Source organism: Gemmatimonas sp., from assembly GCF_046594945.1.
Lineage (GTDB): Bacteria > Gemmatimonadota > Gemmatimonadetes > Gemmatimonadales > Gemmatimonadaceae > Gemmatimonas.
The window spans coordinates 19,662-44,846 of sequence record NZ_JBKJRB010000006.1; the positions used below are offsets into that span (position 1 = coordinate 19,662).

Annotated in this window: 24 protein-coding genes; 12 read left to right on the forward strand and 12 right to left on the reverse strand. The window is 64.7% G+C overall.

What is annotated here, in order from left to right; translation table 11 throughout:
- Positions 1–9: 9 nt before the first annotated feature.
- The 4 genes from ACLL97_RS00635 to ACLL97_RS00650 all read left to right on the forward strand — a co-directional run bounded on the left by ACLL97_RS00635 (position 10) and on the right by ACLL97_RS00650 (position 3,069).
- The gene (locus ACLL97_RS00635) at positions 10–1,218 is read left to right on the forward strand and encodes an HDOD domain-containing protein (protein WP_411278538.1); all 1,209 of its coding nucleotides are present in this window, start codon (positions 10–12) and stop codon (positions 1,216–1,218) included.
- Positions 1,219–1,276: 58 nt separating this feature from the next.
- Positions 1,277–1,777: a hypothetical protein gene (locus tag ACLL97_RS00640; protein ID WP_411278539.1), complete on the forward strand. Its 501-nt coding sequence runs from the start codon at positions 1,277–1,279 to the stop codon at positions 1,775–1,777.
- A 3-nt stretch (positions 1,778–1,780) separates the two neighbouring features.
- The gene (locus ACLL97_RS00645; protein ID WP_411278540.1) at positions 1,781–2,188 is read left to right on the forward strand and encodes an RNA-binding S4 domain-containing protein; all 408 of its coding nucleotides are present in this window, start codon (positions 1,781–1,783) and stop codon (positions 2,186–2,188) included.
- A 209-nt stretch (positions 2,189–2,397) separates the two neighbouring features.
- The gene (locus tag ACLL97_RS00650; RefSeq protein WP_411278541.1) at positions 2,398–3,069 is read left to right on the forward strand and encodes a response regulator transcription factor; all 672 of its coding nucleotides are present in this window, start codon (positions 2,398–2,400) and stop codon (positions 3,067–3,069) included.
- On the opposite strand, the gene ACLL97_RS00655 is transcribed toward ACLL97_RS00650, so the two are convergent.
- Both ACLL97_RS00655 and ACLL97_RS00660 read right to left on the reverse strand, forming a co-directional pair.
- On the reverse strand, positions 3,048–3,371 hold the full coding sequence (locus ACLL97_RS00655; RefSeq protein WP_411278542.1) for a hypothetical protein: 324 nt from the start codon (positions 3,369–3,371) through the stop codon (positions 3,048–3,050). The two genes, ACLL97_RS00650 and ACLL97_RS00655, sit on opposite strands and share 22 nt — an antisense overlap.
- A gap of 9 nt (positions 3,372–3,380) precedes the next feature.
- Positions 3,381–3,791, reverse strand: a complete 411-nt coding sequence (locus ACLL97_RS00660; protein ID WP_411278543.1) for a RidA family protein — start codon at positions 3,789–3,791, stop codon at positions 3,381–3,383.
- A gap of 28 nt (positions 3,792–3,819) precedes the next feature.
- Between ACLL97_RS00660 and ACLL97_RS00665 the strand changes: the two genes are divergently transcribed.
- The gene (locus ACLL97_RS00665) at positions 3,820–4,962 is read left to right on the forward strand and encodes an alanine racemase (RefSeq protein WP_411278544.1); all 1,143 of its coding nucleotides are present in this window, start codon (positions 3,820–3,822) and stop codon (positions 4,960–4,962) included.
- A 4-nt stretch (positions 4,963–4,966) separates the two neighbouring features.
- Here the strand turns inward: ACLL97_RS00665 and ybaK are convergent, their stop codons facing one another.
- Positions 4,967–5,437, reverse strand: a complete 471-nt coding sequence (ybaK, locus tag ACLL97_RS00670; RefSeq protein WP_411278545.1) for a Cys-tRNA(Pro) deacylase — start codon at positions 5,435–5,437, stop codon at positions 4,967–4,969.
- A gap of 49 nt (positions 5,438–5,486) precedes the next feature.
- Here ybaK and ACLL97_RS00675 point away from each other — a divergent pair, with 49 nt between their 5' ends.
- Positions 5,487–6,791 (forward strand): DNA polymerase thumb domain-containing protein, encoded by a 1,305-nt coding sequence (locus tag ACLL97_RS00675; protein WP_411278546.1) that lies wholly within the window; start codon positions 5,487–5,489, stop codon positions 6,789–6,791.
- 106 nt (positions 6,792–6,897) lie between these two features.
- Positions 6,898–7,104 (forward strand): hypothetical protein, encoded by a 207-nt coding sequence (locus ACLL97_RS00680; RefSeq protein ID WP_411278547.1) that lies wholly within the window; start codon positions 6,898–6,900, stop codon positions 7,102–7,104.
- Between the two features lie 92 nt (positions 7,105–7,196).
- Here ACLL97_RS00680 and ACLL97_RS00685 read toward each other — a convergent pair whose 3' ends face one another.
- Positions 7,197–8,807: an ATP-binding protein gene (locus tag ACLL97_RS00685; protein ID WP_411278548.1), complete on the reverse strand. Its 1,611-nt coding sequence runs from the start codon at positions 8,805–8,807 to the stop codon at positions 7,197–7,199.
- A gap of 110 nt (positions 8,808–8,917) precedes the next feature.
- On the opposite strand from ACLL97_RS00685, the gene ACLL97_RS00690 reads away from it, so the two are divergent.
- Positions 8,918–10,810, forward strand: coding sequence for a heavy metal translocating P-type ATPase (locus ACLL97_RS00690; protein WP_411278549.1), 1,893 nt, complete (start codon positions 8,918–8,920; stop codon positions 10,808–10,810).
- 658 nt (positions 10,811–11,468) lie between these two features.
- Positions 11,469–12,107, forward strand: a complete 639-nt coding sequence (locus ACLL97_RS00695) for a PEP-CTERM sorting domain-containing protein (protein ID WP_411278550.1) — start codon at positions 11,469–11,471, stop codon at positions 12,105–12,107.
- 130 nt (positions 12,108–12,237) lie between these two features.
- Here ACLL97_RS00695 and ACLL97_RS00700 read toward each other — a convergent pair whose 3' ends face one another.
- On the reverse strand, positions 12,238–13,443 hold the full coding sequence (locus tag ACLL97_RS00700) for a GGDEF domain-containing protein (protein WP_411278551.1): 1,206 nt from the start codon (positions 13,441–13,443) through the stop codon (positions 12,238–12,240).
- Between the two features lie 103 nt (positions 13,444–13,546).
- A complete protein-coding gene (locus ACLL97_RS00705) occupies positions 13,547–15,337 on the reverse strand; it encodes an acyl-CoA dehydrogenase C-terminal domain-containing protein (protein WP_411278552.1) in 1,791 nt (596 codons plus the stop codon).
- 209 nt (positions 15,338–15,546) lie between these two features.
- Between ACLL97_RS00705 and sppA the strand changes: the two genes are divergently transcribed.
- Positions 15,547–17,460 (forward strand): signal peptide peptidase SppA, encoded by a 1,914-nt coding sequence (sppA, locus tag ACLL97_RS00710; RefSeq protein ID WP_411278553.1) that lies wholly within the window; start codon positions 15,547–15,549, stop codon positions 17,458–17,460.
- On the opposite strand, the gene ACLL97_RS00715 is transcribed toward sppA, so the two are convergent.
- The 3 genes from ACLL97_RS00715 to ACLL97_RS00725 all read right to left on the reverse strand — a co-directional run bounded on the left by ACLL97_RS00715 (position 17,441) and on the right by ACLL97_RS00725 (position 18,501).
- A complete protein-coding gene (locus ACLL97_RS00715) occupies positions 17,441–17,644 on the reverse strand; it encodes a hypothetical protein (RefSeq protein ID WP_411278554.1) in 204 nt (67 codons plus the stop codon). The two genes, sppA and ACLL97_RS00715, sit on opposite strands and share 20 nt — an antisense overlap.
- A 239-nt stretch (positions 17,645–17,883) precedes the next feature.
- Positions 17,884–18,030: a hypothetical protein gene (locus ACLL97_RS00720; RefSeq protein WP_411278555.1), complete on the reverse strand. Its 147-nt coding sequence runs from the start codon at positions 18,028–18,030 to the stop codon at positions 17,884–17,886.
- A 144-nt stretch (positions 18,031–18,174) separates the two neighbouring features.
- Positions 18,175–18,501 carry a hypothetical protein gene (locus tag ACLL97_RS00725; protein ID WP_411278556.1) on the reverse strand — a complete coding sequence of 109 codons (327 nt, stop codon included), beginning with the start codon at positions 18,499–18,501 and terminating at the stop codon, positions 18,175–18,177.
- A 108-nt stretch (positions 18,502–18,609) separates the two neighbouring features.
- Here ACLL97_RS00725 and ACLL97_RS00730 point away from each other — a divergent pair, with 108 nt between their 5' ends.
- Positions 18,610–19,665: a hypothetical protein gene (locus ACLL97_RS00730; RefSeq protein WP_411278557.1), complete on the forward strand. Its 1,056-nt coding sequence runs from the start codon at positions 18,610–18,612 to the stop codon at positions 19,663–19,665.
- Between the two features lie 259 nt (positions 19,666–19,924).
- Here ACLL97_RS00730 and ACLL97_RS00735 read toward each other — a convergent pair whose 3' ends face one another.
- Entirely contained in the window at positions 19,925–22,114 is a 2,190-nt protein-coding gene (locus tag ACLL97_RS00735) for a TonB-dependent receptor family protein (RefSeq protein WP_411278558.1), read from the reverse strand.
- Positions 22,115–22,198: 84 nt separating this feature from the next.
- Entirely contained in the window at positions 22,199–22,861 is a 663-nt protein-coding gene (locus ACLL97_RS00740) for a hypothetical protein (protein ID WP_411278559.1), read from the reverse strand.
- Positions 22,862–22,987: 126 nt separating this feature from the next.
- Here ACLL97_RS00740 and ACLL97_RS00745 point away from each other — a divergent pair, with 126 nt between their 5' ends.
- Complete coding sequence (locus ACLL97_RS00745; protein WP_411278560.1) at positions 22,988–24,433, forward strand: MBL fold metallo-hydrolase; 1,446 nt, start codon at positions 22,988–22,990, stop codon at positions 24,431–24,433.
- Positions 24,434–24,649: 216 nt separating this feature from the next.
- On the opposite strand, the gene ACLL97_RS00750 is transcribed toward ACLL97_RS00745, so the two are convergent.
- Entirely contained in the window at positions 24,650–25,171 is a 522-nt protein-coding gene (locus ACLL97_RS00750; RefSeq protein ID WP_411278561.1) for a hypothetical protein, read from the reverse strand.
- Between the last annotated feature and the right edge of the window lie 14 nt (positions 25,172–25,185).

Genomic DNA, 25,185 nt, shown 5'->3' on the forward strand with positions numbered 1-25,185 from the left:
ACGGCGCACATGCTGACCTCACTGCTGCCAATTCGCGATCGGCGTGATCGCGTGATCGGCTACGCGGTCTCGACCTGTCCCGCCGATCCGCGCCGTGGCGGCTCGGATCCAGACGGTGACGCGCGCAGTCTCGTCGACATGGTGGGGGCGCTCACGCGCCTTGCCGGCCGCAGTCTCGTGGTACCGATCACGCCCGCCATTGTACGTGAAGGCGCCATTACCCGCTTCGCGTCGGCAGATGCCGTGTGGCTGCTGGCCACGGAGTCGCTCGACGACGCGGCGACACGGCGCGCCGTCGATCGGCTGCTTGGCGCCGGCTTTCACTTCGCGTTGCAGGGCTTCCCCGACGGCGAGCCGCTGCCGCCGTCGTTGGTGGGTAGCACGATCGTGCTCGACGCGGCACGTACACCGCCCAGCGCTCTCGAATCGCGCGTGCGCGTGCTGCTCGACGCCGGACTCCGCCCACTCGTTCGCGGAGTGGACGACCGCCTCACGCGTCATCGCGTGTTGCAGGCCGGCGTGCCGCTGTACAGCGGGCGCCTACTGGCCCGCGGCGCCGGCGTACCGGTCGACCGCACCACCGAGGAGAGTGTGAGCCGAGCGATCACGATGCTCGCCGCGTTTGCGGATGGCCGACCCACCGATTCATCATTCGACACGTTTGTGCACGACGATCCGCATCTCGCGGCGTCGCTGTTGCGTGCAATGGGCTCGGCCTCGCTGGGCGTGCGCGGACCGCGATCGGTGACGCACGCCATCACGATGCTGGGACGCGATGCGATCATGGACCGGCTCGTGTCTGTGGCCGCGCGCCTGATCGGCGACGCCGCACAGGATGCCGAACTCGGTTTCGCCGCGCTTCGACGCGCGCGCGTTTGCGAACGTGTCGGCGCCGCGCTCGACAATGCGCCGCATCCGCGCCTGCGTCTCATCGCGGGACTGGTCTCCACGCTCGAGTTCGCGCTCGGCGCGTCGGCGCCGATCCTGTCGGAACGATTGGCGCTGCCGAATGCGTTACGCGATGTGATGATGGACCGCCAGCGGCCGCTCGGTCAGTTGCTCGATGTGATCGATGCGCTCGAACAAGGCTGGTGGGATGACTTCGTTTCACGCTGTGCGCGCATCGGCATTGCGCCGGCGGTCGTCGCCGACGCCTGGCTGGCGTCGTGGCGCGCCGCGCGTGACGAACTTGGCATCACCCGCAACGATCTCAGTTGAGCCAGAGCCGCCCCGATTCGTTCTCGTATTGCCCCGTGCCGATGAGGATCCATCGCTGATGACGACAACCGCCCGCGAATATCTCGTGAATCGCTTCCAGTCTGACGCCGTCGTGTTGCGAGAGCGCGTCGCGCTGATGGCGCGTGGCACGAAGGTGCCCGGTCCCGACTCGGCCACGTCGAGCCGCATGGCCGACGCCTGCGATGAAGTGGTCGCGATGTTGCTCGCCATCGCCAGCAATGGTGATGCCGACGCGGAGCTCGACGCCATCACGGCGTTGGTCCCGCTGCTCGACCATCGCGCCGCTGAGCAACAATCGAATCCGGCCGTTCGCTCCGTCTTTGCCGGCGCCGCCACGCGCATCCGCGAGGTCCGGTCGGCTGAAGCACAGTCGTCGCAGGCCGACGGCACCGCTCTCGACGCTCTCGACGCTCTCGACGATCTCGACGAGGCGAGTGCCGACGACTTGGCATTCGACGACGACGCCGATGACGATGATGTCGACGACGACGTCCTCGACATCGAGTCGAATGACGACAGCGCTGACGGTACGAGGTAGTCGATGCGCGACGACGACGAGCAGTCTCCCCCGGGCAAGGTCCGCCTCGACAAGTGGCTGTGGGCCGCCCGCTTTTTCAAGACGCGGGCGCTGGCAGCCGACGCCATCGACGGCGGCAAAGTCGACGTGAATGGGGATCGGGCGAAGCGCGCGAAGTTGGTCCAGGCGAGCGACGAGATTCGACTGCGCCACGGTCCTATCGAGTGGCAGCTTCTCGTGAAGGACGTTGTTGAGCGCCGAGGGTCGGCGGAGATCGCCCAGCGGCTCTACGAGGAGACCGCCGACGGAAAGCGGAAGCGCGAGGCCTCGCAGCAGCAGCTGCGCCAGATGCCGGTGACGTTCGCGTTCGGAGACAGCAAGCCCGGCAAACGAGACCGGCGAGCCATTCGCCGATTAAAAGGGGATGGGTGACCGGCCCACCGTTACATGGCGGGAACAACTTCATGAATTGCCTTTCATCATGCCAAAATTGTGACAAATGTGCATTAAAATCACGGAACAACGGTTAGATGGTCACTCGCAAACGATGGGCGTCGGCTCGCTTCGGGCTGAGTCAACCTCCGATGTCCGATCCCGCCACCGCTTCCCGCCGCATGGTTCCTACTCAATCCGACACGCGAATGCGGATTCTTGTCATCGAAGACGATCAACTCGTCGCAGATCTCATGCGTCAGGTACTCGTCGACGACGGGTACGACGTCGACATCGCGCCGGTTGCGGAAGACGGACGTCGTCTCGCGCTGGCCAACCCGTACGATGCGATTGTACTTGATCTCGAGCTACCCGACCGCAACGGACTCGCGGTCCTGCAGGATCTGCGTCGCGAGGGAAGCACGACGCCGATCGTGGTGGCCACGGCCCACGATACGACCGCCGATGTCGTTCGCGCGCTCGATGCGGGTGCCGACGATTACCTCCAGAAGCCGTTCCCGAACGAAGTGCTCGCCGCTCGTGTGCGAGCGGCGATTCGCCGTGGTGGCGCTCGTTCGATGGAGCGTGTAAGTGCTGGGGATCTCACGCTGAATCGCGTGACCCACGAGGTGCACTGTCACAACAAACTCGTGAACCTGACGGCGCGTCAGTATTCGCTCCTCGAGTTTCTCGCGATGCGCGCCGGCGAAACCGTTACCCGTCCGATGTTGCTCGAGCACGTGTGGCATCTGCAGTTCGATCCGGGCTCGAACGTCGTCGACGTCCACGTGGCGCAACTCCGGAAGCGTTTGCGCGAGTGCGCGAGTGTGGTCGACATCCGTACCGTGCGCGGCGAGGGCTATTCGCTCGACCTCGGCTGATTCACCGATGTGGCGGCAACAGCGAGCGCCCGTGCGACGATCTCCTCGATCGATTCGCCGGGCGCTCGCTGCACAACGGGCACTGCCGTCGTCGATCTCGCCGCGAGTTCGCGCGCGACTGCGAGATCCTGGCCATCATCGCCCGCAATGACCACCTCGATCGTGCCTTCCCCGATCGCCTTCGCGAGCTCCGCCTGTCGACTGGCCACTCGCACTCGCGCTCCCGCCTCGCGCAGCAACCCGTCGCACGCCGCGCGAAACGGTCGACTCGTGGCGTACACCACGACCCGTGGTGGCGTCATCTCACGGTCCTACAGCGCGGCGATCGCTGAGATCTCGACGAGAATGCCGCGCAGCGATGCGCCGACGACCGCGCGCGCCGGGTACGGCGCCGAGAACACGGTCCGATAGACACGATCGAACGTGCCCCAGTCGTTCTCATCGGCCAGGTACACGGTAATGCTGACGACATTGGCGAGCGTTGCGCCGCCGGCGATCAGAATGCGCTCCATGTTCGCCAGCGTGAGACGCGTCTGGGCTTCGATGTCCCCGTCAACGATGTCCCCGGTGGCCTGATCGCGCGGCGTCTGCCCCGAGACAAACATCAGGTTCCCGATATTTGCGGTGCGCACGCCCGGAGAGTAGGCTCCCGCAGGGGCCGGCAGGTTGGGCAGCACGACCGGAGTCCACGGACGATCGGACGGTGTTTCAGCGTGTGGCATTTTTACAGTCTCGAGGAGGGGGGGCGCGATGGCAACGTATCTCGAACAGCTTGAGACTCCGGTACCAATTGTAGACATGGACCGGCTCGCGTTCAATCTGGACCGGATGGCGGCGTACGCTACCCTGCACGGCCTTCAATTGCGCCCGCATGTAAAAACTCACAAGTCGCCGCGCATCGCCGCCGAGCAGTTGCGTCTCGGCGCCGTGGGGCTGACCTGCGCAACGCTGCGCGAAGCAGAAGTGATGGCCGAGGTGTGCGACGACCTACTGGTGGCGTATCCGCCAGTCGGCGCGGCTCGACTGGAACGACTGGCCCGGTTGCCGCAGGATGTCCGGGTGACCGTGGCGGCCGACGATGCGCAGGCACTCGACGCGCTCAACTTGGCCGCACGACTCGGACAGCGACAGTTCGATGTGCTGGTGGAAGCCGACCTCGGCATGCATCGCGTTGGCGTGTCGTCGCCTGAGCGGGCGGTGGCCATCGCCCAGCACGTTGATCGCGCGTCGGGGCTGAACTTTGCGGGCATGCTGTTCTATCCCGGGCACATTCGGGAAGCCGTGAGCGAACAGGGTGCGGCGCTGACCCAGCTTGGCGCGCACATCGCGACCTACGTGCAGGCGCTCAACGCCGCCGGATTGCCACCGCGCATCGTCAGCGGCGGTTCGACGCCAGCGGCGTGGCGTATGCACGAGGTGCCAGGGGTGAACGAAGTACGACCGGGCACGTACGTGTACAATGATCGCACGACCGCCATGATCGGGGCCTGCGACTGGGACGATTGCGCGCTCACCGTGCTCGCTACGGTGGTCAGCGTGGCCGTGAAAGGTCAGGCCGTGATCGATGCCGGCACGAAGGCGCTGGGACGGGAACCGTTACGTGCTGCAGGCGACGGTTTCGGCGCGCTACTCGATCACCCGGACGTCGTGGTGTCACGGATGTCGGAAGAACACGGTATCCTGGATCTCTCCAAGACCACGTGGTGTCCGCGTCTGGGCGATCAGGTGCGCGTCGTGCCAAACCACGTCTGCATCGTCGTCCATTTATTCGACGAGATCATCGGCGTGCGCGGCCACTCGGTCGAAACACGCTGGCCTGTGGAAGCGCGTGGCCGAGGCCCTGCCCTCGACGAACTCGCCGAAGGGCCGTCGCGCCCCCGCGCCGTGCAGTAGGCGACTACGCGCGTGCGATCGGGCCGGTGCGTCCGCGCGCGAGCTTCACCAAATCCATCGGCGCCAACGAGAGTTCGAGTCCGCGACGACCCGCGCTCACATGCACGCGCTCGAACGCGAGGGCACTCGCGTCGACCACCACCGGCAGTTGCTTCTTCTGGCCCAGCGGACTGATCCCACCCACCACGTAGCCGGTCGCGCGCTCCGCCGCCGCGGGGTCGGCCATACGCACGCGACGGGCGCCGACCGCGTTGGCCAGCGCCTTCAGGTCGAGCATCATCAGCACAGGCACCACAGCACAGACCAGCCCAACGCCTTCGGCGTCAGCCACCAGCGTCTTGAACACTGAGGCAGGGTCGAGCTGCAGTACGTCCGCGGCTTCACGCCCGTACGATTCGGCGGCCGGGTCGTGCTCATAGGACAGCACGTCGTGCGCGATCTTGGCCTTTCGCACTAACAGGATGGCGGGCGTCATTCTTCAAGATTGCTGCTAGCTTCCGTCAGGGCCACCGCTTTCCCGACACATGACCACACTTTCGCCACGTCGCATTCTGCTGGTGGACGCCGACGCGTTCTTCGTGGCCGTCGCGCGCCAAGAAGATCCGGACGGGGCCGGCAAGGCGGCGCTGCTGATTGTGGGCGGCCGGCCTGGCTCACGCGGCGTGGTCTGCAGTGCGTCGTACGAATGTCGTGCCTATGGCGTGCGGTCGGCGATGCCGATCTCACGGGCACTCAAGCTCTGCCCACGAGCCACCTGCGTGCCGGTGCCCCGTGGCGCCTGCAGCGCGCGCAGCAAGGAGATCCAACAGGTGCTCGTCACCTTTGCGCCGGTGGTGCAGGCGTCCAGCATCGACGAATGGTACTGCGACATGGGTGGCACGGAGGCGATGTACGGCCAGGAGTCGCTCGAAGCCACGGCGCACCGTATTCGTGACGCGGTCTTCGCGTCAACTGGCCTCTCGGTGTCGATCGGCGGTGGGACGTCGCGTCTGGTGGCCAAGATGGCGGTCGAACTTGCCAAGCCGAAGCCGGGCAGCCGCGCCACCGGCGTGCGCTGCGTCACCCCCGGCCACGAAATTGCGTTTCTCGCCCCGTTCCGCCTAGCCGACCTTCCCATGGTCGGCCCGCGGTTCTCGGCCACGCTCGAGCGAATGGGGCTCGAATCCATCGCCGACGCGCAGCGCTGGAGCGTGACCGATTTGCAGTCCCGCCTCGGGGAGCGCGCGGGAGCCTGGCTACACCAGCGGGTGCGCGGCATCGACGACAGCGTCGTGACGCCCCGCGAGGTCCAGAAGCAGGTGAGCCGCGAGGAGACCTTCGGGCGCGACCTGCACGACGACGACATCCTCGAGCGCGAACTCCTCCGGCTGGCGGTCCGAGTCAGCACCGACCTTCGGCGACAGGGGCTCCGGGCGAGGACGGTCACCGTGAAGCTCAAGGACGCCGACTTCACGACGCGGTCCGCCCAGCGGACACTGGCCGAGCCGATCGAGTCGGAGAAGTCCGTCATCAAGGCGGCGCGGGTGCTGTACCGCGCTCTCCGTGGCAAACGGCGTGTCGGGGTCCGCCTGCTCGGCATCGGCCTTTCGCACTTCGACGACGACGCCACGGCTTCCGGCTCCGCGGTTGCCACGCAGCTCGGATTCTTCGCGTCCACGCCCACTCCTGCCGCATCGGATGAGCCGGTGGAGAACGCAACTGATCGGGCCCTCACCCGGGCACTCGACCGCATCCGGGACCGTTATGGCAGTACCGCCATCATTCCGGCCCGTTTGATCGAAGGCGCGAGAGAGAGCGAACGTGATACCGGGCCAAGGGTGGAAGAATGATGCGGCCTTGTATAGCTTCCCTCCGGTTCCGCCCCGGCCCAGGGGCCCTCATCCGCGCTGGCGTTCGTATACTTCGCCGTTTGCGCTTTTCTGTCGGGGTGTTTTCATGAGTGTCGCGTACGATCCGAACAAGCAGGGTTGGACCGCTGCCGCCGTGACCACGGTGGCCACGTTGGGGCTGCTGTTCACCGCTTATACGATCCACAAAAATACGTATCGGCATCCGCGCGACCCGATGAACTTCCAGGTCTATCACGCCGAAGACAACGCAAAGCACAGCGCTTCGGCGCCTGCGGCGGAAGCCAAGCACTAAACACCGTCGCGGGACGTCGCGACTCAAGAGCGCCGCATCCCCTCGGGATTGCGGCGTTTTTTGCGCCGTTCTATTGACGCATGCGCGATGGGCTACAGCGGCACGGTAAACCAGAACTCGCTGCCCTTGCCCATCTCACTGTCCACCCCAATCTCGCCGCCGTGGGCTTCGATGATACCCTTGGCAATGAAGAGGCCGAGTCCTGAGCCAGCGCGCAGCAATCGCGGCGCCTGCCAATGCCGTTCAAACAGCCGCGGCACGTCTTCGGCAGACACACCGGGGCCGGAATCGCGCACGCTGATCCGCACCCGGTCATGGTGACGCTCGGCGGTAAGGACGATCTCACCACCGTGCGGCGTAAAGCGTATTGCGTTTCCGAGCAGATTGGAGAGCACCTGTTGCAGGCGATGATGGTCGGCTTGCACAGGAGGAATCTGTTCGTCGATTTGACGCACGAAGCGCAACACAGAATCCTCCATGACAGGCTCGAACATGTCGGCCGACGCTTTCACCAATTCGGAGAGCAGCACCGGCCGACGCTCCACTCGGAGTCGCGAGTTCGCAATGCGCGAGACGTCCTGCAGATCCTGAATCAGTCCATCAGCCTGACGGGCCGCGCCACGAATCGCTTCGACATCGTCGCGCTCCATCAGTGGACGGTCATCGCCCGGCTCACGACTGAGCACCGCGCCCGTGAGCATCACGATGGCGTTCACCGGATTTCGCAGGTCGTGTGACACGATCGCGAGCATATCGTCACGCTCTCGTACGGCGCGGCGCGACTCCTGATACAGGCGCGCGTTCTCGAGCGCCAGTGCAGCGAGTCCCGCGAACTGATCGGCGACTTGGACCTCGTCCAGGTTGTGCGAGGCACCCGGACGTGTGCGCACCAAATGCAGCGCACCGATTGCTCGTCCGCCCGCACGGAGCGGTACGATCAAGACAGCACTCGCGCCGAGGGATTCCGCCCGCTCTCGTGTATTTTTCTCGTGGAAATTCGCCGAGAGCCACGAGGCGACATCGGTGGTGCGCTGCGCTTCTGTTTCGTGAGCGACGCGTCCGGCGCTTGCCAGCGGCAAGTCGGGATCCAATGTTTCCGACACCCGCGACACCAGCCCGGATGATTCATCGTGCCGTCGCGGATCCATGTGCGAGGCCGCCGCGCGCCGGATGTGCCCTTCGGGTGTGAGCAGTTCGAGGAGACTCCACTCGCCCAGCAACGGCACCGGCAACTCGGCGATCGTCGCCATCGTGGATTCCACGTCGAGCGATGCGGCCAGCACCCACCCGGCGGTCGCCAACAGCTTCTGACGATCCTCGTTCTTTCGTCGTTCACTGACGTCACGAAGCGTTACCATGAACGTGCGATCACCCTCGATCGTCACGCGCGCGATCGATGCTTCGGCGGGAAATTGATCGCCGTTTCGACGCAGGCCCGCGATTTCTCGTCGCTCGGCCATCCGGCGCGATTCCGTGCTGCCCTCGGCGAACGTCCGCACGTGTCCACGGTGTACGGCGCGTGCCGCCATCGGAAGCAGTCGATCGAGTGGCTGCCCCAGCATCTCTGGTTCCGTCCAGCCGAAAATCTGCTCGGCGCCTTTGTTGAAGCGCACGATGCGGAAATTGTCATCCAGAGCGATAATGGCGTCAGCGGCGATATCGACGATTGCCGCGAGCGCTGCATGCGAATGCGTGTCAGCCATACCACGAGAATAGCGTGTAGAGCCGGTATCTTTCCAGCCGTTGTCCGATTCTTTCCCTTGAGGCCTCCCGGCAGCCGCACGCCAAATCAACTTTTCGCAATTCCCTGCTGATGCGTTGGAGCTCCATTCCCCGGATACCGGCTGCCGCGCTCGCTTTCCTGATTGCTGGTACTGTTTCGCCGCTGATGGTGAGCGCCGATCCCTGGCGGAACCGGGTCTGGTTCTTGGGCCTGATCCTCACGGGAATTCCCGTGGCGTGGCGCACCTTCGCCGGCGTACTTCGTGGCGAGTTCGCGGCCGACGTGGTGGCGATGCTGGCGATCGCCGGCTCGATTCTGCTGGGGCAACCGCTGGCCGGTCTGGTCGTCGTGCTCATGCAAACCGGCGGCGAGGCACTCGATGCCTACGCCGTGGCCCGCGCCTCAAGTGCCGTCGCATCGCTCGAGGCCGACGCACCGCGAACCGCTCACCGCGTGGTAAAGGGTCAGGTGCACGACATCGCGGCGATCGAAATTTCGCCGGGCGACGAGCTCCTGATCAGACCAGGCGAACTGGTGCCCTGCGACGGCGCGGTTGTGAGCGGATCGTCGCACGTGGACACGTCACGGCTCACCGGCGAGCCGATCCCGGTGCGCGCGGCCACCGGCACGGCGTTGCTCTCGGGAAGTGTGAATCAGGAGGGTGCCCTCACGCTGCGCGCCATGCGCACGTCGCAGGACAGCCAGTACGCCCGCATCGTCGACTTGGTGCGCTCCGCGCAAGCCTCCAAAAGTCCACTGCAGCGCACCGCCGATAAATGGGCGGTGTGGTTCACGCCACTCACACTGGGTGCCTGCGCAGTGGCTTGGCTGGTGTCGCACGATTGGACCCGCGTGTTGGCCGTGCTTGTGGTGGCCACGCCCTGTCCCCTCATTCTGGCCGCACCGGTCGCGATCATTGGCGGAATCAACCGCGCCGCACGCCGTTCCATCATCGTACGAAACGGCGGTGCACTGGAAGCGCTGGCGTCGGTGAACACGGCGGTGTTCGACAAAACGGGCACACTCACGGTGGGCAAACCGCGCGTACATCAGGTAGTGACTGATAACGAGGTGGCCGCTGACGCGATGCTCGAAATTGCGGCGGCCGTGGAGCAGGGATCGGGACATCTGCTGGCCCGCGTGATTGTGGCCGAGGCCGAGTCGCGCGGCGCGACGATGGTGATAGCGGCGGAAGTAGTGGAGACGGCCGGACGGGGTGTGACCGGGATGGTGAACGGCCGCTACGTGGCGGTGGGATCGCCCGACTTCGTGCGAGAGCGTGTGCCGTCGATGGTGGCGCGGCTCTCGGCGCTCGAGGTGGGGGCGTCGGGGCTGCGGGCCTACGTGGCCACGGATAGCAGTCATGGCGGCGTGCAGAACGGCCAAGTGCCGTCGGTGGCGCGCATCGACTTTGCCGACGAGCTGCGCGAAGAACTGGCGCCGATGTTTGCCGAGCTGGCGGCGCTGGGGATCACCGACGCGTATCTGCTGTCGGGCGATACAACGGCGAACGTGGCGAAGATCGCGCGCGAGGTAGGGATCACGCAGTTCGAAGGGGATCTCACGGCGGAAGCGAAGGTGGGTCGGGTGGCGGCATTGGAAAAGCGCGGACGACGTGTAGTGATGGTGGGCGACGGGACCAACGACGCGCCGGCGTTGACCACGGCGACCGTCGGCATTGCCTTGGCGGGACATGGCGGGGGAGTGGTGACGGAAGCGGCCGACGTGGTGCTGCTGGTGGACGATCCGAGGAGGGTTCCGGAAGCGGTGCGAATTGGGCGGCGGTCGCTGATGATTGCGAGGCAGTCGATTTTTGTGGGACTGGGGCTGAGCCTGGTCGGGATGGGGTTTGCGGCGGCGGGGATGCTGACGCCGATCGCGGGGGCGTTGATACAGGAAGGGATCGATGTCGCGGTCATCCTTAATGCGTTGAGGGCGATGACGACGGGGTCGGCGGGAACGGCGAACGGCGCTAGGAGTTAGGGGCGCTAGGAGTTAGGGGCGCTAGGAATTAGGGGCGCTAGGAGTTAGGGGCGCTAGGAGTTAGGGGCGGGGAGGGCGCCGTGGAGCGTTCGGGACGGCGGAGCCGCCAACGACACGATTCGTGATTCCCCCAGTCGGCGGCGGATATCCCGAGACTGCTCTCTCGAAGCGGCAAACGCTTCGGTATGAACGTGGGCGAACAGCTTCTGTGTTGCCGACTCCTGCACTGTTGGGCGCTCCTATCCGCGTTCGGAGCTCTCCACATAGGGGGTAGCGGGTCGACTTTGTCTGGTTGGGCCCATCAACGAGCCACTTCATTCAAGGGCCAGCCTGGCGTGCCAGGCACCCGACCATCGCGCATTTTTCGCGAACGGGGCACGTCAATGCGCCGCGATTCGCTCAGGTGCGGTATCGGCGTGCAGCGGTTACACGACGGTCATTGAGGATGGATTACGCTGTCTGCTTGCCACAACACTGCGTAGCGTGCTCGCAACACCTAGAATAAGAACGAGCTCCTTGGGAATTCTCAATATCGTTGTACAGTAAAGACTTACGACGACTTTCGGCCTCCTCTTTTAGCCATTGCATTTTGGCACGGTAATTGAACCACAAGCGTTTAGAACGGTGTATGTCAAATTCATTACGATCGGAGTCTACCATGATGATCAAGCGGTTTTTAGGTCTGTCGGCGCTGATGGTGGCCGTCTCGGTGCCGGCCACCGTGCGAGCGCAGCTGACTTCTACTTCGCCGGCTTGTAACGCAGCGGGCGTATTTGCCGCTTTCAACCCGCAGCCCATCGCGTGCTTGGGCGCGTATTCATCCCCCTCTAACAACGTTGGCAGCGCTTTGGTTACCAACGCGATGGGAACGGCTTGGGGAGGAATTTGGTCCGAGGTCGGCACGACCAATGCTGGCTCTTCGGTCGGCCCATTCAACAACGTGCTTGGCGCAACGACTGGAACCTTGAACTTTGACATTCCGATCAGCGGCGTGTTCGCTATCGTACTGAAGTCGCAGACGTTTAGCGTCTACCTGTTCAACGTCGCGGGCGCTCCAATTAGTTCACTGCAGTTTACGATGGCTGGAACGTCTCTTAACAATAAGGGCGAGCTTCAGGAACTATCGCATGCGACCCTTTATAGCGGTGTAGGTGGCTCCAATAGCAACTGCATCACGGGTGGGGGCAACAGCTGCTTGTCGAACGTTGTCCCTGAACCTTCCACCTATGCGCTCATGACAGCTGGCCTGATCGGCATCTTTGGTGCGGCGCGTCGTCGTCGCGTAGCGAAGATCTAATCCGAATCGCCACGCTCAACGCAAAACCGCTCCAGCCTCGGCCGGGGCGGTTTTACATTGCACCACCAAACGCGGGCCTGGTCAATCGACCGGGCCCGCGTTGCATTACCTCCCCGCCCCGCCGGCCCAATCAGGCCGTGCGAAGCAAGAGGCCGTCCGCCACACATACTCGGTCACGACCATTTTGTTTGGCTCTGTACAGGGCCTTGTCGGAACGCGCAATCCATTCAGCCACCTCTTCGTGCGCCTCCAGCTGAGCCACGCCCACCGAGGCACCAATCGAGAACTCCATGGCCGGATGCGGCGCCGGCATCGTCGCCACCTGCTCCTGCAGTCGGCGCGCCAACGTCTGTGCCATCTTCCAGTCGGTGTTGTGTAGAATCACCGCGAATTCGTCACCGCCGTACCGACAGAGCACATCGCTCTGACGCAAGAACACCTTCGCCAGCGCACCGCCGAGGTTGGCGATCGCCTGGTCGCCCGCTTGATGCCCATACATGTCGTTTACGAGCTTTAGCTTGTCGAGGTCGATCATCAACAACACCACGGGTTGGCGCCCCAGCGCGAACATTTGCACGGCGCGTGGCGCCATCATGTCGAACAGCTTGCGATTGCCGATACCAGTGAGCGGATCGGTCGTGCTGTCCTTTTGTGCGTCCTCGAGCTGTTTACCCATGCGGTCCAGCTTCGTGGCCAGCGACACGTACTGCTCCTGCTGCTGATCGCGACGCGTCTGCAACGCGCCTTCGATCGCCAGTACGGCACCGAGCACCTCCTGCTTGATCGATCCCGTTTGCATCCGCTTGAGGGCGTCCTTCGCGCGCTCCGTTTGCGCATCGGTCGACGAGTCGGCCGTCCGATCGATTTTCACCGCGTTGTGCACCGTTTCCACGCAGGCCCACAGCGCCTCGCGGAGTTCGGTGATCGACGACTCCACGTACTTGTGCTCATCGCGTCGCTGCTCGGTGACCGCACGAACGACGCCGCCCCAGTCGCGATCGTTCACACCCACGGAACGCGACCCGCTGCCCTCATCGAGGGCGTAGCCGAGGGTGGCGTGTCGCTGCCATCGTCCGATTTCTTCCGCGCTCTGTTCTCCCGGTCGATCGGGGAGATCGATCGGGTAGCGTGAGAGCGCGGTCAAGACTCCACCGAGCGCATCGAGCACGAGGCCGAGACCCACATCGCTGCTGTGCGACGTGGATGCAGCGGAGTGCTCGGTGGCCTGACCAGCGCCGCCGGAGAACGTTTGCAGTGCGGGAGAGCCAGACGCGCCGTTCGAACTGCTTCGTTCGATCGAGGGGCGGGGCTCGGACACGAGCTTCTTGAAGAACATGAAGTGGGTGTGAGGTTGCTTTGAGCATCGACACGTCCCACCCGGGAGTTGAGTACCCGCGCACCAACCGTTACACAGCCGGCACGCGCGTCACCCCAAACGCCTAGAACTCGTCGTCGGCAAAGGCCATGATGGGCGCGGACCCGGCCTGAATGGCCGCCAACAGTGTCGCCGCCTCGGGCAACAAGCGCCCAAAGTAGAAGCGGGCCGTCTTTAGCTTGGCCTGCAGGAACCGCTTGTCGCCCGTGCCCGCCGCCAACTGCTGCTGCGCCACCGTCGCCATGCGAAGCCACTGCCAGCCGACCGCCACATAACCCATCAGGTGCAGATATTCCGTGGCCGCGGCACCCACTTCATCGGGATTCGCAAAACCCTTCTCGGCCAGCAGCATCGTGGCCTTCTGCAACTGATACAGTGAGGCACCGAGCGCTTTCGCGAACTCCTCGAGTCCTTCCGCTTGCGAGGCCACCTCGACGTCACCCTTCACGAGCTCGAAAAAGCGACGCACGAGGCGCCCGCCCTCCATCGGGAGCTTGCGACCGACCAGATCGAGCGCCTGCACCGCGTTCGTGCCTTCGTAGATCTGCGCAATGCGCGCATCACGCACGTACTGCTCGATGCCGTACTCTTTGATGTACCCGTGCCCGCCGAGCGTCTGCAACGCGATGTTCGTGTTGTCGAAACCCTTGTCAGTGAGGAACGCCTTGATCACGGGCGTCATCAGCGCCACGAGATCTTCAGCCGCTTCCCGGACCGTAGGATCGGCATGACGGTGCTCGAGGTCGATACGAATGCCGACCCAATACGCCAGCGAACGCATGCCTTCGTTGAAGGCTTTGATGCGGAGCAACCCTTTGCGCACATCGGGATGCACGAGAATGGAATCGGCCGGTCCCGATGGGTTCTTGGGCCCGGTGAGCGAACGTCCCTGCAACCGGTCCTTCGCGTACGACAGCGCGTTCTGATACGCGACTTCCGCCAATCCCAAACCCTGCAGACCGACGGCGAGTCGCGCGCCGTTCATCATCACGAACATGGCCCGCATACCCTTGTGCGGCTCACCCACCATCCAGCCGGTGGCGTCCTCGAAGTTCAGCACGCAGGTGGCCGACGCCTTGATGCCCATCTTGTGTTCAATGGACCCCACCGTCACGCCGTTGCGCGTGCCGGGCGTACCGTCTTCCTTCGGCAAATACTTGGGCACGAGGAACAACGAAATGCCCTTCGTGCCGCCGGGCGCATCGGGCAGCTTGGCGAGCACGAGGTGCACGATGTTCTCGGTGAGGTCATGATCGCCGGCCGAGATGAAGATCTTCGTGCCAGTGATCGAGTACGCACCATCGCCAGCCGCAATGGCCTTGGTGTTGATGATGCCGAGGTCGGTGCCGGCATGTGCCTCCGTGAGGCACATGGTGCCGCCCCATGTGCCATCAATGAGCTTGGGAAGGAATCGATCCTTGAGCTCGTCCGATCCGTGGCTCAGCAGCGCACTCACGGCGCCGTGGGTGAGCCCCGGATACATGCTGAACGAGAGGTTGGAGGAGCAGAGCATCTCCTCCATCACAAAGCGGACCGCCTCGGGCAGTCCTTGTCCACCGTACTTCGCATCGGCCGACACGCCGGTCCACCCACCCGCTGCGTATTGCACGTAGGCGTCCTTGAAGCCGCTCGGCGTACGCACCTCGCCATTCTCGTACTTCACCCCTTCCGTGTCACCGCTCTGGTTGATCGGGAAGAGCACGTCCTCGCAGATCTTGGCGCCTTCAGCAAGCACGGCGTCGATCATGTCGGGCGTGGCCTCCTCGAAACCGGGGAGTGCGGACAACTGCGCGACGTCGTGCACGTCATGCAGCAGAAAACGGATATCGTCGAGTGGAGCCTTGTAGGCGGGCATGGACGGGCGTCCTCCGGGCGGGAAAACAGCGAGGGTGACCTGCTCCGGTGGAAGCTGTGGTTGAAGCGGGAAGCGGGCAAGCCCCAATTGCGACGCCACCGTCATGTTTTGAGGCCGGTCGTCTCCGCGTGTACCCTTCTGGAGCTTTTTTCACGCGGCGAACGTAGGAGTTACAGGCCCCGCTTGCCGATTTCTCTCGAGTCCGGACAATGATGAAGCAGTTTCTGACCGCTATCGCCGCCAACCTGCTCACGATCGCGATCTGCGTCGTGGGCGGCATCCTGCTGATCGTCGGCATCGCCGCGTCGGCCGGCTCCAAAGAGCCGGTGAAGGTTGCCGACGGTTCGGTGCTGGTCATCGATCTGGATCGCGCCTTCTCCGATCGCCCAGCCGAAACGAAGCCCGGCTCGTTCCTCGACGATGCGCTCTCCGCCGGACGCGGTGACGTCATCCCGCTTCGCGCGGCGACGATTGCGCTCAAGGCGGCGGCTGACGACGATCGCATCAGTGGCATTCTCCTCCGCGGCTCCATCTCCGCCGACGGCTACGCGTCGGGATTCGCCGCGCTGCGTGAACTGCGCGCGGCCATTGCCAGCTTCCGACAGTCGAAGAAGCCGGTGCACGCGTACCTCGTGAATCCGGATACGCGCGATTATTACCTCGCCTCGGCCGCCAGCATGATTACCATCGATCCGTTCGGGTCGCTGCTCATGCCCGGCCTGGCCTCGGAGCAGGTGTTCTTCACCGGCATGTTCGAGAAGTACGGCATCGGCATGCAGGTCAGTCGCGTGGGTCGTTTCAAGGCAGCCGTCGAACCATTCACGCGTCGCGACATGAGCCCGGAGAATCGCCTCCAAACCGAATCGTATCTGGGCGATTTATGGACCGAAGTAAAGCGTGGCGTGGCGCAGAGTCGGGGGATCGATACGATCGCGCTTCAGACCATTGTGGACGCGCAGGGCATCATTCTCCCGGCCGACGCCAAGGCGGCCAAGCTGGTTGATCGCGTGGCGTACTTCGACGAAGTGCTCGACGACCTGCAGAAACTCGCATCGGCTGCCCGCTTGGCCGACAACGACAAGCCGAGTCGGAAGGACAGCGTCCGCGCCGCAGACATGGCGACGCTGCTCGATCGCCCCACGTTGCCGCAGATCACGCTCGGCGAGTATGCACCGATCGCCGTCGCCAAAGACCGCAGCTTCAGCGCGAGCCAAACGATTGCCATCGTGTATGCCGAAGGTGACATCGTAGATGGCGAGGGCGGCGACGGCTTGATTGGCGGTGCGTCCCTGTCGCGCGAGCTCCGACGCGTTCGCAACGACGGCAAGGTGAAGGCCGTCGTGTTACGCGTGAACAGCCCCGGCGGCAGTGCGATCGCGTCGGAGCAGATCCAGCGCGAACTGTCGCTGATTCGCAAGCAAAAGCCGATCGTGGTGTCGATGGGGACGGTGGCGGCCAGTGGCGGCTACTGGATCAGCACAGCGGGCACTCGCGTGTTCGCGCAGCCGAACACGATCACGGGATCGATCGGTGTGTTCTCACTGGTGCCGAACATCAAGGCCCTCGCCAATCGCAATGGCGTGACGTTCGACACGGTGAAGACTGGTCGCTACGCCGATCTGTTGTCGATCGCCCGTCCGAAGTCCGACGCCGAGCTGGCAGTACTGCAGCGCGGGACCGACGCCGTGTACGAGGCCTTCATCATGCGGGTGTCGACCGCCCGCAAGCTGACGCCGGACTCGGTCCGGGCGATTGCCGAAGGGCGCGTGTGGTCGGGCGAGGATGCGATGCGCATCGGGCTGGTGGACTCGATCGGCGGCCTCGAGGCGGCGCTCAAAAGCGCGGCGACGCTGGCCAAGATCACCGGCGACTACGACGTGCGCGAATACCCACGCGTGAAGAGCGCCACCGAGAAGTTTACTGACCTTTTGGAGCACAAGCCGACGCCGGTGGCCGCGGCCATCAGCGCCGCCACCACCCCTGGGACGACTTCGCTTCTCTCGGGGCGCGGCCAGGCCAGTTCACTCGCCCGTGACCTCACGCACGAGCTGGACGTGCTGTTGCGCTACAACGACCCGCGCGGCGTGTACGCGCGCATGCCCTTCATGCTTCGCGTGCGCTAGCGACGCCGGCACTCGACGACCCGAGCACGCGCACGAGTCGTTCGCGCACGTTCTCGGGGAGTGTGGAAATCCGCTCGACCAGCGGCCCCGTAACCTCCTGACCGCGCCCGATGAACACGATTCCATTCGGCGCGACAATATCTTCGGCGAAGCTCATTCCCACGGGAATTGATTCGAGCCGCATCAGCGTGCCGGGCGTGGTCGCCGCCGATGGTGGTGACGCGGCCTGTTCGATGAGATCGCGGAGCAGTGCGAGCAGCTGAGGGTCATACCGCCCGCCGAGCGTAGCGCACGGAAGCGCGCGCCGATCGGCACGGCGCGCGACGCAAGCATGTCGTAGTCGTTGGCGAGATGCAGAATGCGTGCGCCAATCGGGATTGGTGTTCCGGCGATTCCTCGCTGCGGGCTATGTGACCCGTCGTATTACGTGCGCTGATAGCGCAGGATGTCACGCACGGGCTCCAAGCGCGGTATCGCGGCCACGAGGTTGGCCGCCACGACGGGCAATCGATCCACTTGTCTCCGCTCGCCGAGGGTGAGCATTGCCCCGGAGTGCTCGAGCCGCTGCATCAGATCGGCTTGGCGTGTTGCGGCCCCGTCGGCGAGGTGCTCGGCAAGAAGTGTCGGCTGCGCGACAACAAATCTTCAATTCGCGTGCGCCCAAACGCCGCACAGCAGTGGGCGCGGCGTTTTATCCCCGATTCGGTCCCAACCCTACTCGGGCTTGAACGACTCGATTACCCGCAGTCGCTCGGCCCACAGCGCGCGTTCAGCGCGCGCGGTGGCGAGTGTGGACTCGGCCTTCGTGATGCAGGCGGGGAGATTCTTCGCCACGACGTCGCCGAGTGCCCACTCGGCGACCGTTTCGCGCGCGGCCGCTTCCCGTAAGCGCTGGTCATAGCGCTCAGCGTGCGGACGACTCCACACCGCGACCGGGCGGTCGTCGTCGATCCCGTACAGACTCCACACCCCGTCGTGTACCGGGATGGAGTCGAGAAGAAAGCCGTCGAAATCCTCGGGAACGGTTGTCGTGTCGTTCATAAAAGCGGGTCGGATTGAGGAGACTGGCGTGCGCGAGTCGTGCGTTGGAACACTGACTGAAGCGGCCAGACCACGAGACTGGTTCCCGAGTCATCTAGATTATGGCCCATGACTTCTCGAGTTTCGCCGCGCGCCCTCGCGGCTTCGATCCTCTTCGGCCTGGCGATGACGCGGTTCGCCCCGCCGGCGGCGGCGCAGCGCGCCACGAAGCCCTCCACCACGCCTGCCAGCTCGCCGTCGACCAAGGCCGCGCCGCGCACTCCGCAGAGCGACTCCGGCCCTCAGTACGCGTATCCGGCCACTGGCACCTCGGCGGCGGCCCGCGCCCTCGCCGGCAAGCCAGTGCCCGTGTGGCCTGTGCCGGGGCCCGCGCCATTGGCCGGCAGCGTGCTCCCGGCCAAGCGAATCATCGCGTACTACGGCAACCCGTTCTCGAAGCGCATGGGTGTGTTGGGCGAATATCCGAAGCCCGAAATGCTGGCGATGCTCGATCGCGAGGTCGCGGCGTGGGCCAAGGCCGATCCGTCAACGCCGGTGCAGCCAGCACTGCATCTCATCACGACGGTGGCGCAGGCTGATGCGGGCAAGGATGGCAAGTACCGCATGCGGCACGGCGATGCCCTCACCGAGAAAGTGTATGGCTGGGCCAAGGAGCGGAACGCCTTGCTCTTTCTGGATGTGCAGGTCGGCCTCAGCACGATTCAGGAGGAGCTGCCGCGTCTCGAGCCATGGCTGTCGCGGCCCGACGTACACTTCGGCATGGATCCAGAATTCGCAATGAAGGACGGCACCAAACCCGGCCGGAAAATCGGCAGCTACGACGCGGCCGACGTAAACTGGGTTATCGACTACCTCGCGAAACTGGTCACCGACAAGAAGCTTCCGCCGAAGATTCTGGTCGTGCATCGCTTCACCAAGCCGATGCTCACCAATGCTACGAAGATCAAGCGTGACCCTCGGGTGCAAGTGGTGATGCACATGGATGGCTGGGGTCCGCCAAGCCTCAAGCGTGATTCGTACGCGGCGTACGTGTACGCCGAGCCCGTCCAGTTTGCCGGATTTAAACTGTTCTACAAAAACGACCGGCGTTCTGGGAGCAGGATGATGACGCCACGCGATCTGCTCGCGCTTACCCCGAAGCCGCTGTACGTACAGTACCAGTAGCGTGAGCGACGTAACATACCCAGAACTCAGAGCTCAGCCGCCAGCAACAGGGATCAGACTTTTTAGAGTGTTCGGAATTCAGCAACGATAGTGCACCGTGTCGGGTGGTTTGATGGTGTGCATCCTCGCGGCTGGCGGTGAGCGCCAAATGGCTCGGCACTGTGCACCATGGTTGCTGGCATCTGAACACTATAATCTGTCTGATGTCCGTGACTGACGACTAGCGTCTGCGATCTGACCTCTGAATCCGTATCGGTCCTCACTCGGCCTGGATTCTCATCACGAACGTCAGTCGACGCGGTAGTCCCGGTTCGAAATAGCGTGAGCGCGTGGCGTTGATCACGACCGACCCCGCGTAGCGACGATCGAACATGTTTTCGATCCCGACCGTCGGCTCCAGTCGTACGTGCCCCACGCGCGGGGCCGTGTAGCCGGCGCGCACGTTCCAGGCCGCGTAGCCCGCAGCAAACACCGTGCTCGCGTCATTGGCGCTGACGCGCGAGGACGCCGCGCCATCGATCGTGGCGAACCATCCGGCATGACGGGCCGTGATGTACGCCTGCAGCAAGTGCGCGGGGATGCCCGGGATCACCTTCCCGTCGTAATTCGCGGTGCCCACGCGGTACGTGGTGAACGCGAAACGCGACCACGTGTGTGCGACACCGATGTCGAATACCGATGTCGTCGTATTGAGGTTGGTCTCGATGCCCTGCCGCGCGGTACGTCCGGCGTTACGGAACGCGCGGCGCCCCGGCTGGTTGGGCACATCGAATGGTACGAGTTCATCACGCACAGAGGCGCGAAACAGCGCGACGTCGGCGCGCAGTCGTGACCAGAGCATGCCTTGCACGCCGACCTCCGCGGTGCGGGTGCGCTGCGGATCGAGCAGCGCGTTGAGGCCGGCGGCACCGTTGTCCTGATTCGTGAGTTCGGTGATCGTCGGCGTCTCGAAGGCAGTACCAAGATTCGCGTACACCGACAGGAGCGGACGCGCGCGCCATGATACGCCCAGCATTGGGCTCACGGCGCTGAGCACGCGCTCGCCCGAGTCATTGAGATTGGAGGAGGTGACAAAGCGGTCGCGCACGGCGAAGTTCACCCGATCGTACCGCAGCGCGGCGCTGGCGAAAAGCCGATGCGGCGCCTCGACTTCGGCGCGCACGTATCCGCCGAGACCGCCCACGCGCTCCTGTTGATTCAGGCGAATCGCGCCTCGCTCGTTGCCCGGCGCGGGGCAGAGCGCCGTTGCGGGCGCCGTCGCGGCCAGTGTCGCGCAGTTCTCGAAGTTGAGTCGATCGTCGACCTGGCGTTGCGCGTCGACGCCGCCGCCAAGTCGAACCGGCCACGGCAGTCGGGTGGTGCGGAAGGCTCCATGCAGTGATCCACCGGCCACCCGCCGATCAATGGCGACGATTGCGAACGGAAGCGGATTGTCGAGTGTGCGCGTGCCTACGAACAGCGACGCGTTGAGTGTGTTGGCCCCGTCGCCGCGGGCGGCAAGGAGTGACAATTGGGACTGTTCCACTGCTTTGCGAGAGCGTCGTGTGATGTTCAACGAGTCGGGCAGTCGCGGATCACGCGCCAACTCGGCCGCCGTAAGCGCTCCCGTATTCTCGGCACGCGGCGTGTCATAGCGGGTGCCCTGCACTTCAAAGCGAGTTCCCCCCACGGTGGCCAGTGCGCGGGCGAACGCGCTGGAAGCGTCGAAACGCGACCACTGCCGCGGACCGTCGCCGGCGGTGCGTGTCAACGATCCGAGCCACCCGCCCCCCTGCACGAGCCCCGTGGTGTCCCGGCGGCTGCCGGAGGCGAGCACCGAGCCGCGCTGCAGCCCACCGCCATCCCACAAGCGTGCATCGACCGCAAACGGGCGCTCCGATGGTGCGCGCGAACGAAAGTCGATCACCCCGCCGGCGGCATTGCCGTACAGGGCAGCCGCCGTGCCGCGAATCACATCCACGCGACCGACCGACTCCAGGTCGAGCCAGTCGAGTGGCGTCTGCCCATCGGGAAGGGTGAGCGGCACCCCATCGCGCAGCACGCGCACGCCACGCACGCCGAAGGCCGAGCGCGCACCGAAGCCGCGAATGGCAATGCGCGGGTCTTGCGATGGATTCGCGCGATCTTGTACCTGCACCCCAGGCACGCCGAGCAGCAGATCACCGACGCCGCTGCGTCGCAGCGCCGGCCGGTCATCGATCGTGGCCCGCGACCAGGCGAAAGGCAATTCGAGTGGCGAGCGGGCCGCGTCACGGGTCAGGGTTACACGAACTCCCTGCAGCTGCTGTGCGCGGCGCTGTCGTACGCTGTCGGCGGCGGCGCTATCCGCGCGCGTCCGCTCCGGCGTGCGCGCTTGCGCAACGGCCGGAGCAGCCAACAGCGTGAGCGTGAACGTGCAGGCGAGCCCTTGGAGGGCGACCAGTTGGGCACGCCGGACGATCCGGCGCACGCTCGGAGAAGCATGTTCGGTAAGCACGCTTCGATCTACCGTCGGCGACGGTGAATCGGAACCCACGACCGCGATTCCTGTGCGTTACCGGGTCTGATTCCGGCACACGGCCCGGTGATCATCGGGGCCGTCGTCGAACAATTCGCCGGTCTTGTCGCAGATCACGCCCGTGGCGCTGTCACGCACGGACACGAACCAATGGGACGCGGTAGCATTGGACTTCACGACCGCCTGATTGGCGGGGAGGCGCATTCCGCGGACTTCGAGCTCGCGCCAAGTGGCGAAGCGCTGGTTGAGCAGGCGAAACGTGGACTGTCGCTCATGGACGGCCTTGAGCGTGCCGGTCACGACCTCTCTGCTCTTGGTGATGCGCATGGTGCCCTGCACGCGCACGGACGCGACCACGATCACCACCAGCACGAACGCGACGATCAGACTGGTGACGATCTGACTGTCCTGCGCCGACTTCCTGGCGCCCTTCACGACCATGCTTCCTCGAATTCGACTCGCCTCGAGTTCGCCGCCCGCCCCCCGCATAGCCGCGGCCAGCGGCGCAGCAGCACTCGAAGCTCGCGCTCCGGAGTACGCCGTCGCAGCAGGCGCAGGCGGCCGCGCTGACCACGTCATCGGGGCCTCGGCGGGTCGTGCCGACGCACGCGGGTCAGGCGCCCAGCCGATCGCTCGCGTCGCTGCGGAGAACTTGTCCGCGGCAAGCGTCGACGGGCGGCGCGGGGGATTCAAGGACATGGGAACATGCTATGCGACTGACGAGCCAGCGGGCATAGCGACCTCGGCACCGTCGTTACAGGGCGGGAATTGTCTCAAACTTTTTGTGACAAGCCGATGAGCCCAAGACGCGATATATTCCCACTCATGTTCTTCCGCGAACTGTATGATCAGGCGCTCGCTCAGGCGAGTTATGTGATCGGATGCCAGGCCACCGGCGAAGCGATCGTGATCGATCCACTACGAGATCCCGCTCCGTATCTCGACGTCGCGCGCGCGGAAGGGCTGCGCATCACGCACGTCACCGAGACCCATATTCACGCCGACTTTGTCTCCGGCGCCCGTGAACTCTGCGCCGCTACTGGTGCGCGCCTGTATCTCTCGGCCGAGGGCGGCCCCGATTGGCAGTACGCCTTCGCCGCTCAGGACGAGGCCGTACTGTTACACGACGGCGACCGGATCATGGTCGGCAACATCCGCTTCGATGTGCTGCACACCCCGGGGCACACCCCGGAGCACCTCTCGTTCGTGGTGACCGATTCGCCACGTGGAGCCGGTCCGATGGGCATTCTCACCGGCGACTTCGTGTTCGTGGGAGACGTTGGTCGACCCGATCTGCTGGAACGGGCGGCGGGTATCGCCGACACGATGGAAGCGGGAGCGCGAACCCTCTTCCATTCACTGCAGCGGTTCCGACAGCTCCCGGACCATTTGCAAGTGTGGCCCGGACATGGCGCGGGCTCGGCGTGCGGGAAGGCGCTGGGTGCCGTGCCCTCGTCCACGGTCGGGTACGAAAAACTCTCGAACTGGGGCGTGGCCGAGCGCGACGAAGCGGCGTTCGTGACGTCCGTACTCGACGGTCAGCCCGAGCCACCGCGCTACTTCGCTTCGATGAAGCGGATCAACCGCGACGGTCCGCCGGTGTTGGGACGGCCACCGGTGGCCCCAGTCATGTCCGCTGCCGATGTGCTCGGCGGCCTCGACAAGAGCAATCGATGGACTCTCGACCTGCGACCTGCCACCCAATTCGCTGACGGTCACATCGACGGCAGCCTGTCGGTGCCCTACTCAAAGCGTTTCAGCACGTGGGTGGGATCGATCGTTCCGATCACCGACGAGATCGTGCTAATGTCAGACCACGATCCCGATGTCACGCCTGACACGGTGCGTTGGGCCGTGCGTGATTTGTCCCGTATCGGTTTCGACCGGATTATCGGCTCTGCGGTCGCGCACGAGGCGCTCACCGCTTGGGGCGCGGCGGGCCATCACCTGCAGGCTATTCCGCAGTCGACGGTCAATGACGCGCGGTCGGCGGTGGCTGACGGCGCGGCGGTGATCGTGGATGTCCGAGGACGGACGGAGTGGAACGCCGGTCATGTGCGTGGCGCACTCCACCTGCCCTTGGGCGACCTGCGTCAGCGTCTCGACGAACTGCCCGCCACCCCTCTCTACGTGCACTGCGAGTCGGGCACTCGATCAGCCATCGCCACCAGCGTGCTCCACCGACTGGGTCGTGTGGATGCCGTCAACGTGCGCGGCGGATTCGCGGCCTGGCAGGCCGCCGGGCTGCCGGTTATGGGACCAGCCGAATGACGCAGCGCTGACGCAGCTCAACTATCGTAGGGGAGCAAGTGGGGGTGACTTGCTCCGTGACGGCAAAAAACCGACACCGGAATTCCGCACGCTGTGTTGGTCTAGTCAGTCGACTGTGTGAATTGGTTCATTGCATTGAGCGGCCCTGATTCCCGAGCGGCTCAGTGCGAATCCAGAACAGACGCCAGCCCCGCAGCGCGGGTCGGCGTTTGCACCTCAGACCGAAAAGAGTCGCTGCTGGAGGACGTCAGCGGCCACTTGTCGCTGAGCGGCATTCCCGACGCGTAGCACGTCGACGCAGGCCAGGAGGTGATGGAGTCGGGCATCGCGCGCGGCGACCTTCGTGACGCCACTGAACAGCGGCACCAGCGCCTCGCCGCGAACGACCCCCCCTTCCATGGGCCACACGAGCGACTTCATGGCCGTACCGTGGCCGAACAGGGCGGAGAGTTCGGGATGCGAACCGGCGGTGGGGATGCCGAGCCGCTCTGGACCGTGCACCGGTGGAAAGGCATAGCGTACGCCGTGCACCAAGAACTCCCGGCAGGCACTCTGATTGACCGTACGGCTTGCCGGCTCACAGAGCCCCGCGTGTTGCAGTCGCGCGACCGCCCGATGCGCCGCGCTGGTGCTGGTTGCCAGTGCGTTCGCCAGCGGCTCGTAGCGGTCCTCCGGCACCAGCAAGAGGCGGAGGGCCACCGCGACGTCAAACGGGCGGAGTGAAGGCTGAGTGGGCATGTGTGACGATAATC

Coding starts and splice junctions, on each gene's coding strand:
- ACLL97_RS00640 (WP_411278539.1), top strand. CDS start 1,277: ATGACGACAACCGCCCGCGAATATCTCGTGAATCGCTTCCAGTCTGAC.
- ACLL97_RS00730 (WP_411278557.1), top strand. CDS start 18,610: ATGACTTCTCGAGTTTCGCCGCGCGCCCTCGCGGCTTCGATCCTCTTC.
- ACLL97_RS00740 (WP_411278559.1), bottom strand. CDS start 22,861: ATGTCCTTGAATCCCCCGCGCCGCCCGTCGACGCTTGCCGCGGACAAG.
- ACLL97_RS00750 (WP_411278561.1), bottom strand. CDS start 25,171: ATGCCCACTCAGCCTTCACTCCGCCCGTTTGACGTCGCGGTGGCCCTC.
- ACLL97_RS00690 (WP_411278549.1), top strand. CDS start 8,918: ATGCGTTGGAGCTCCATTCCCCGGATACCGGCTGCCGCGCTCGCTTTC.
- ACLL97_RS00645 (WP_411278540.1), top strand. CDS start 1,781: ATGCGCGACGACGACGAGCAGTCTCCCCCGGGCAAGGTCCGCCTCGAC.
- ACLL97_RS00745 (WP_411278560.1), top strand. CDS start 22,988: ATGTTCTTCCGCGAACTGTATGATCAGGCGCTCGCTCAGGCGAGTTAT.
- ACLL97_RS00695 (WP_411278550.1), top strand. CDS start 11,469: ATGATGATCAAGCGGTTTTTAGGTCTGTCGGCGCTGATGGTGGCCGTC.
- ACLL97_RS00635 (WP_411278538.1), top strand. CDS start 10: ATGCTGACCTCACTGCTGCCAATTCGCGATCGGCGTGATCGCGTGATC.
- ACLL97_RS00675 (WP_411278546.1), top strand. CDS start 5,487: ATGACCACACTTTCGCCACGTCGCATTCTGCTGGTGGACGCCGACGCG.
- ACLL97_RS00650 (WP_411278541.1), top strand. CDS start 2,398: ATGCGGATTCTTGTCATCGAAGACGATCAACTCGTCGCAGATCTCATG.
- ACLL97_RS00680 (WP_411278547.1), top strand. CDS start 6,898: ATGAGTGTCGCGTACGATCCGAACAAGCAGGGTTGGACCGCTGCCGCC.
- ACLL97_RS00665 (WP_411278544.1), top strand. CDS start 3,820: ATGGCAACGTATCTCGAACAGCTTGAGACTCCGGTACCAATTGTAGAC.
- ACLL97_RS00685 (WP_411278548.1), bottom strand. CDS start 8,807: ATGGCTGACACGCATTCGCATGCAGCGCTCGCGGCAATCGTCGATATC.
- ybaK (WP_411278545.1), bottom strand. CDS start 5,437: ATGACGCCCGCCATCCTGTTAGTGCGAAAGGCCAAGATCGCGCACGAC.
- ACLL97_RS00660 (WP_411278543.1), bottom strand. CDS start 3,791: ATGCCACACGCTGAAACACCGTCCGATCGTCCGTGGACTCCGGTCGTG.
- ACLL97_RS00720 (WP_411278555.1), bottom strand. CDS start 18,030: ATGCAGCGGCTCGAGCACTCCGGGGCAATGCTCACCCTCGGCGAGCGG.
- ACLL97_RS00705 (WP_411278552.1), bottom strand. CDS start 15,337: ATGCCCGCCTACAAGGCTCCACTCGACGATATCCGTTTTCTGCTGCAT.
- ACLL97_RS00700 (WP_411278551.1), bottom strand. CDS start 13,443: ATGTTCTTCAAGAAGCTCGTGTCCGAGCCCCGCCCCTCGATCGAACGA.
- ACLL97_RS00715 (WP_411278554.1), bottom strand. CDS start 17,644: ATGCGGCTCGAATCAATTCCCGTGGGAATGAGCTTCGCCGAAGATATT.
- ACLL97_RS00655 (WP_411278542.1), bottom strand. CDS start 3,371: ATGACGCCACCACGGGTCGTGGTGTACGCCACGAGTCGACCGTTTCGC.
- ACLL97_RS00725 (WP_411278556.1), bottom strand. CDS start 18,501: ATGAACGACACGACAACCGTTCCCGAGGATTTCGACGGCTTTCTTCTC.
- sppA (WP_411278553.1), top strand. CDS start 15,547: ATGATGAAGCAGTTTCTGACCGCTATCGCCGCCAACCTGCTCACGATC.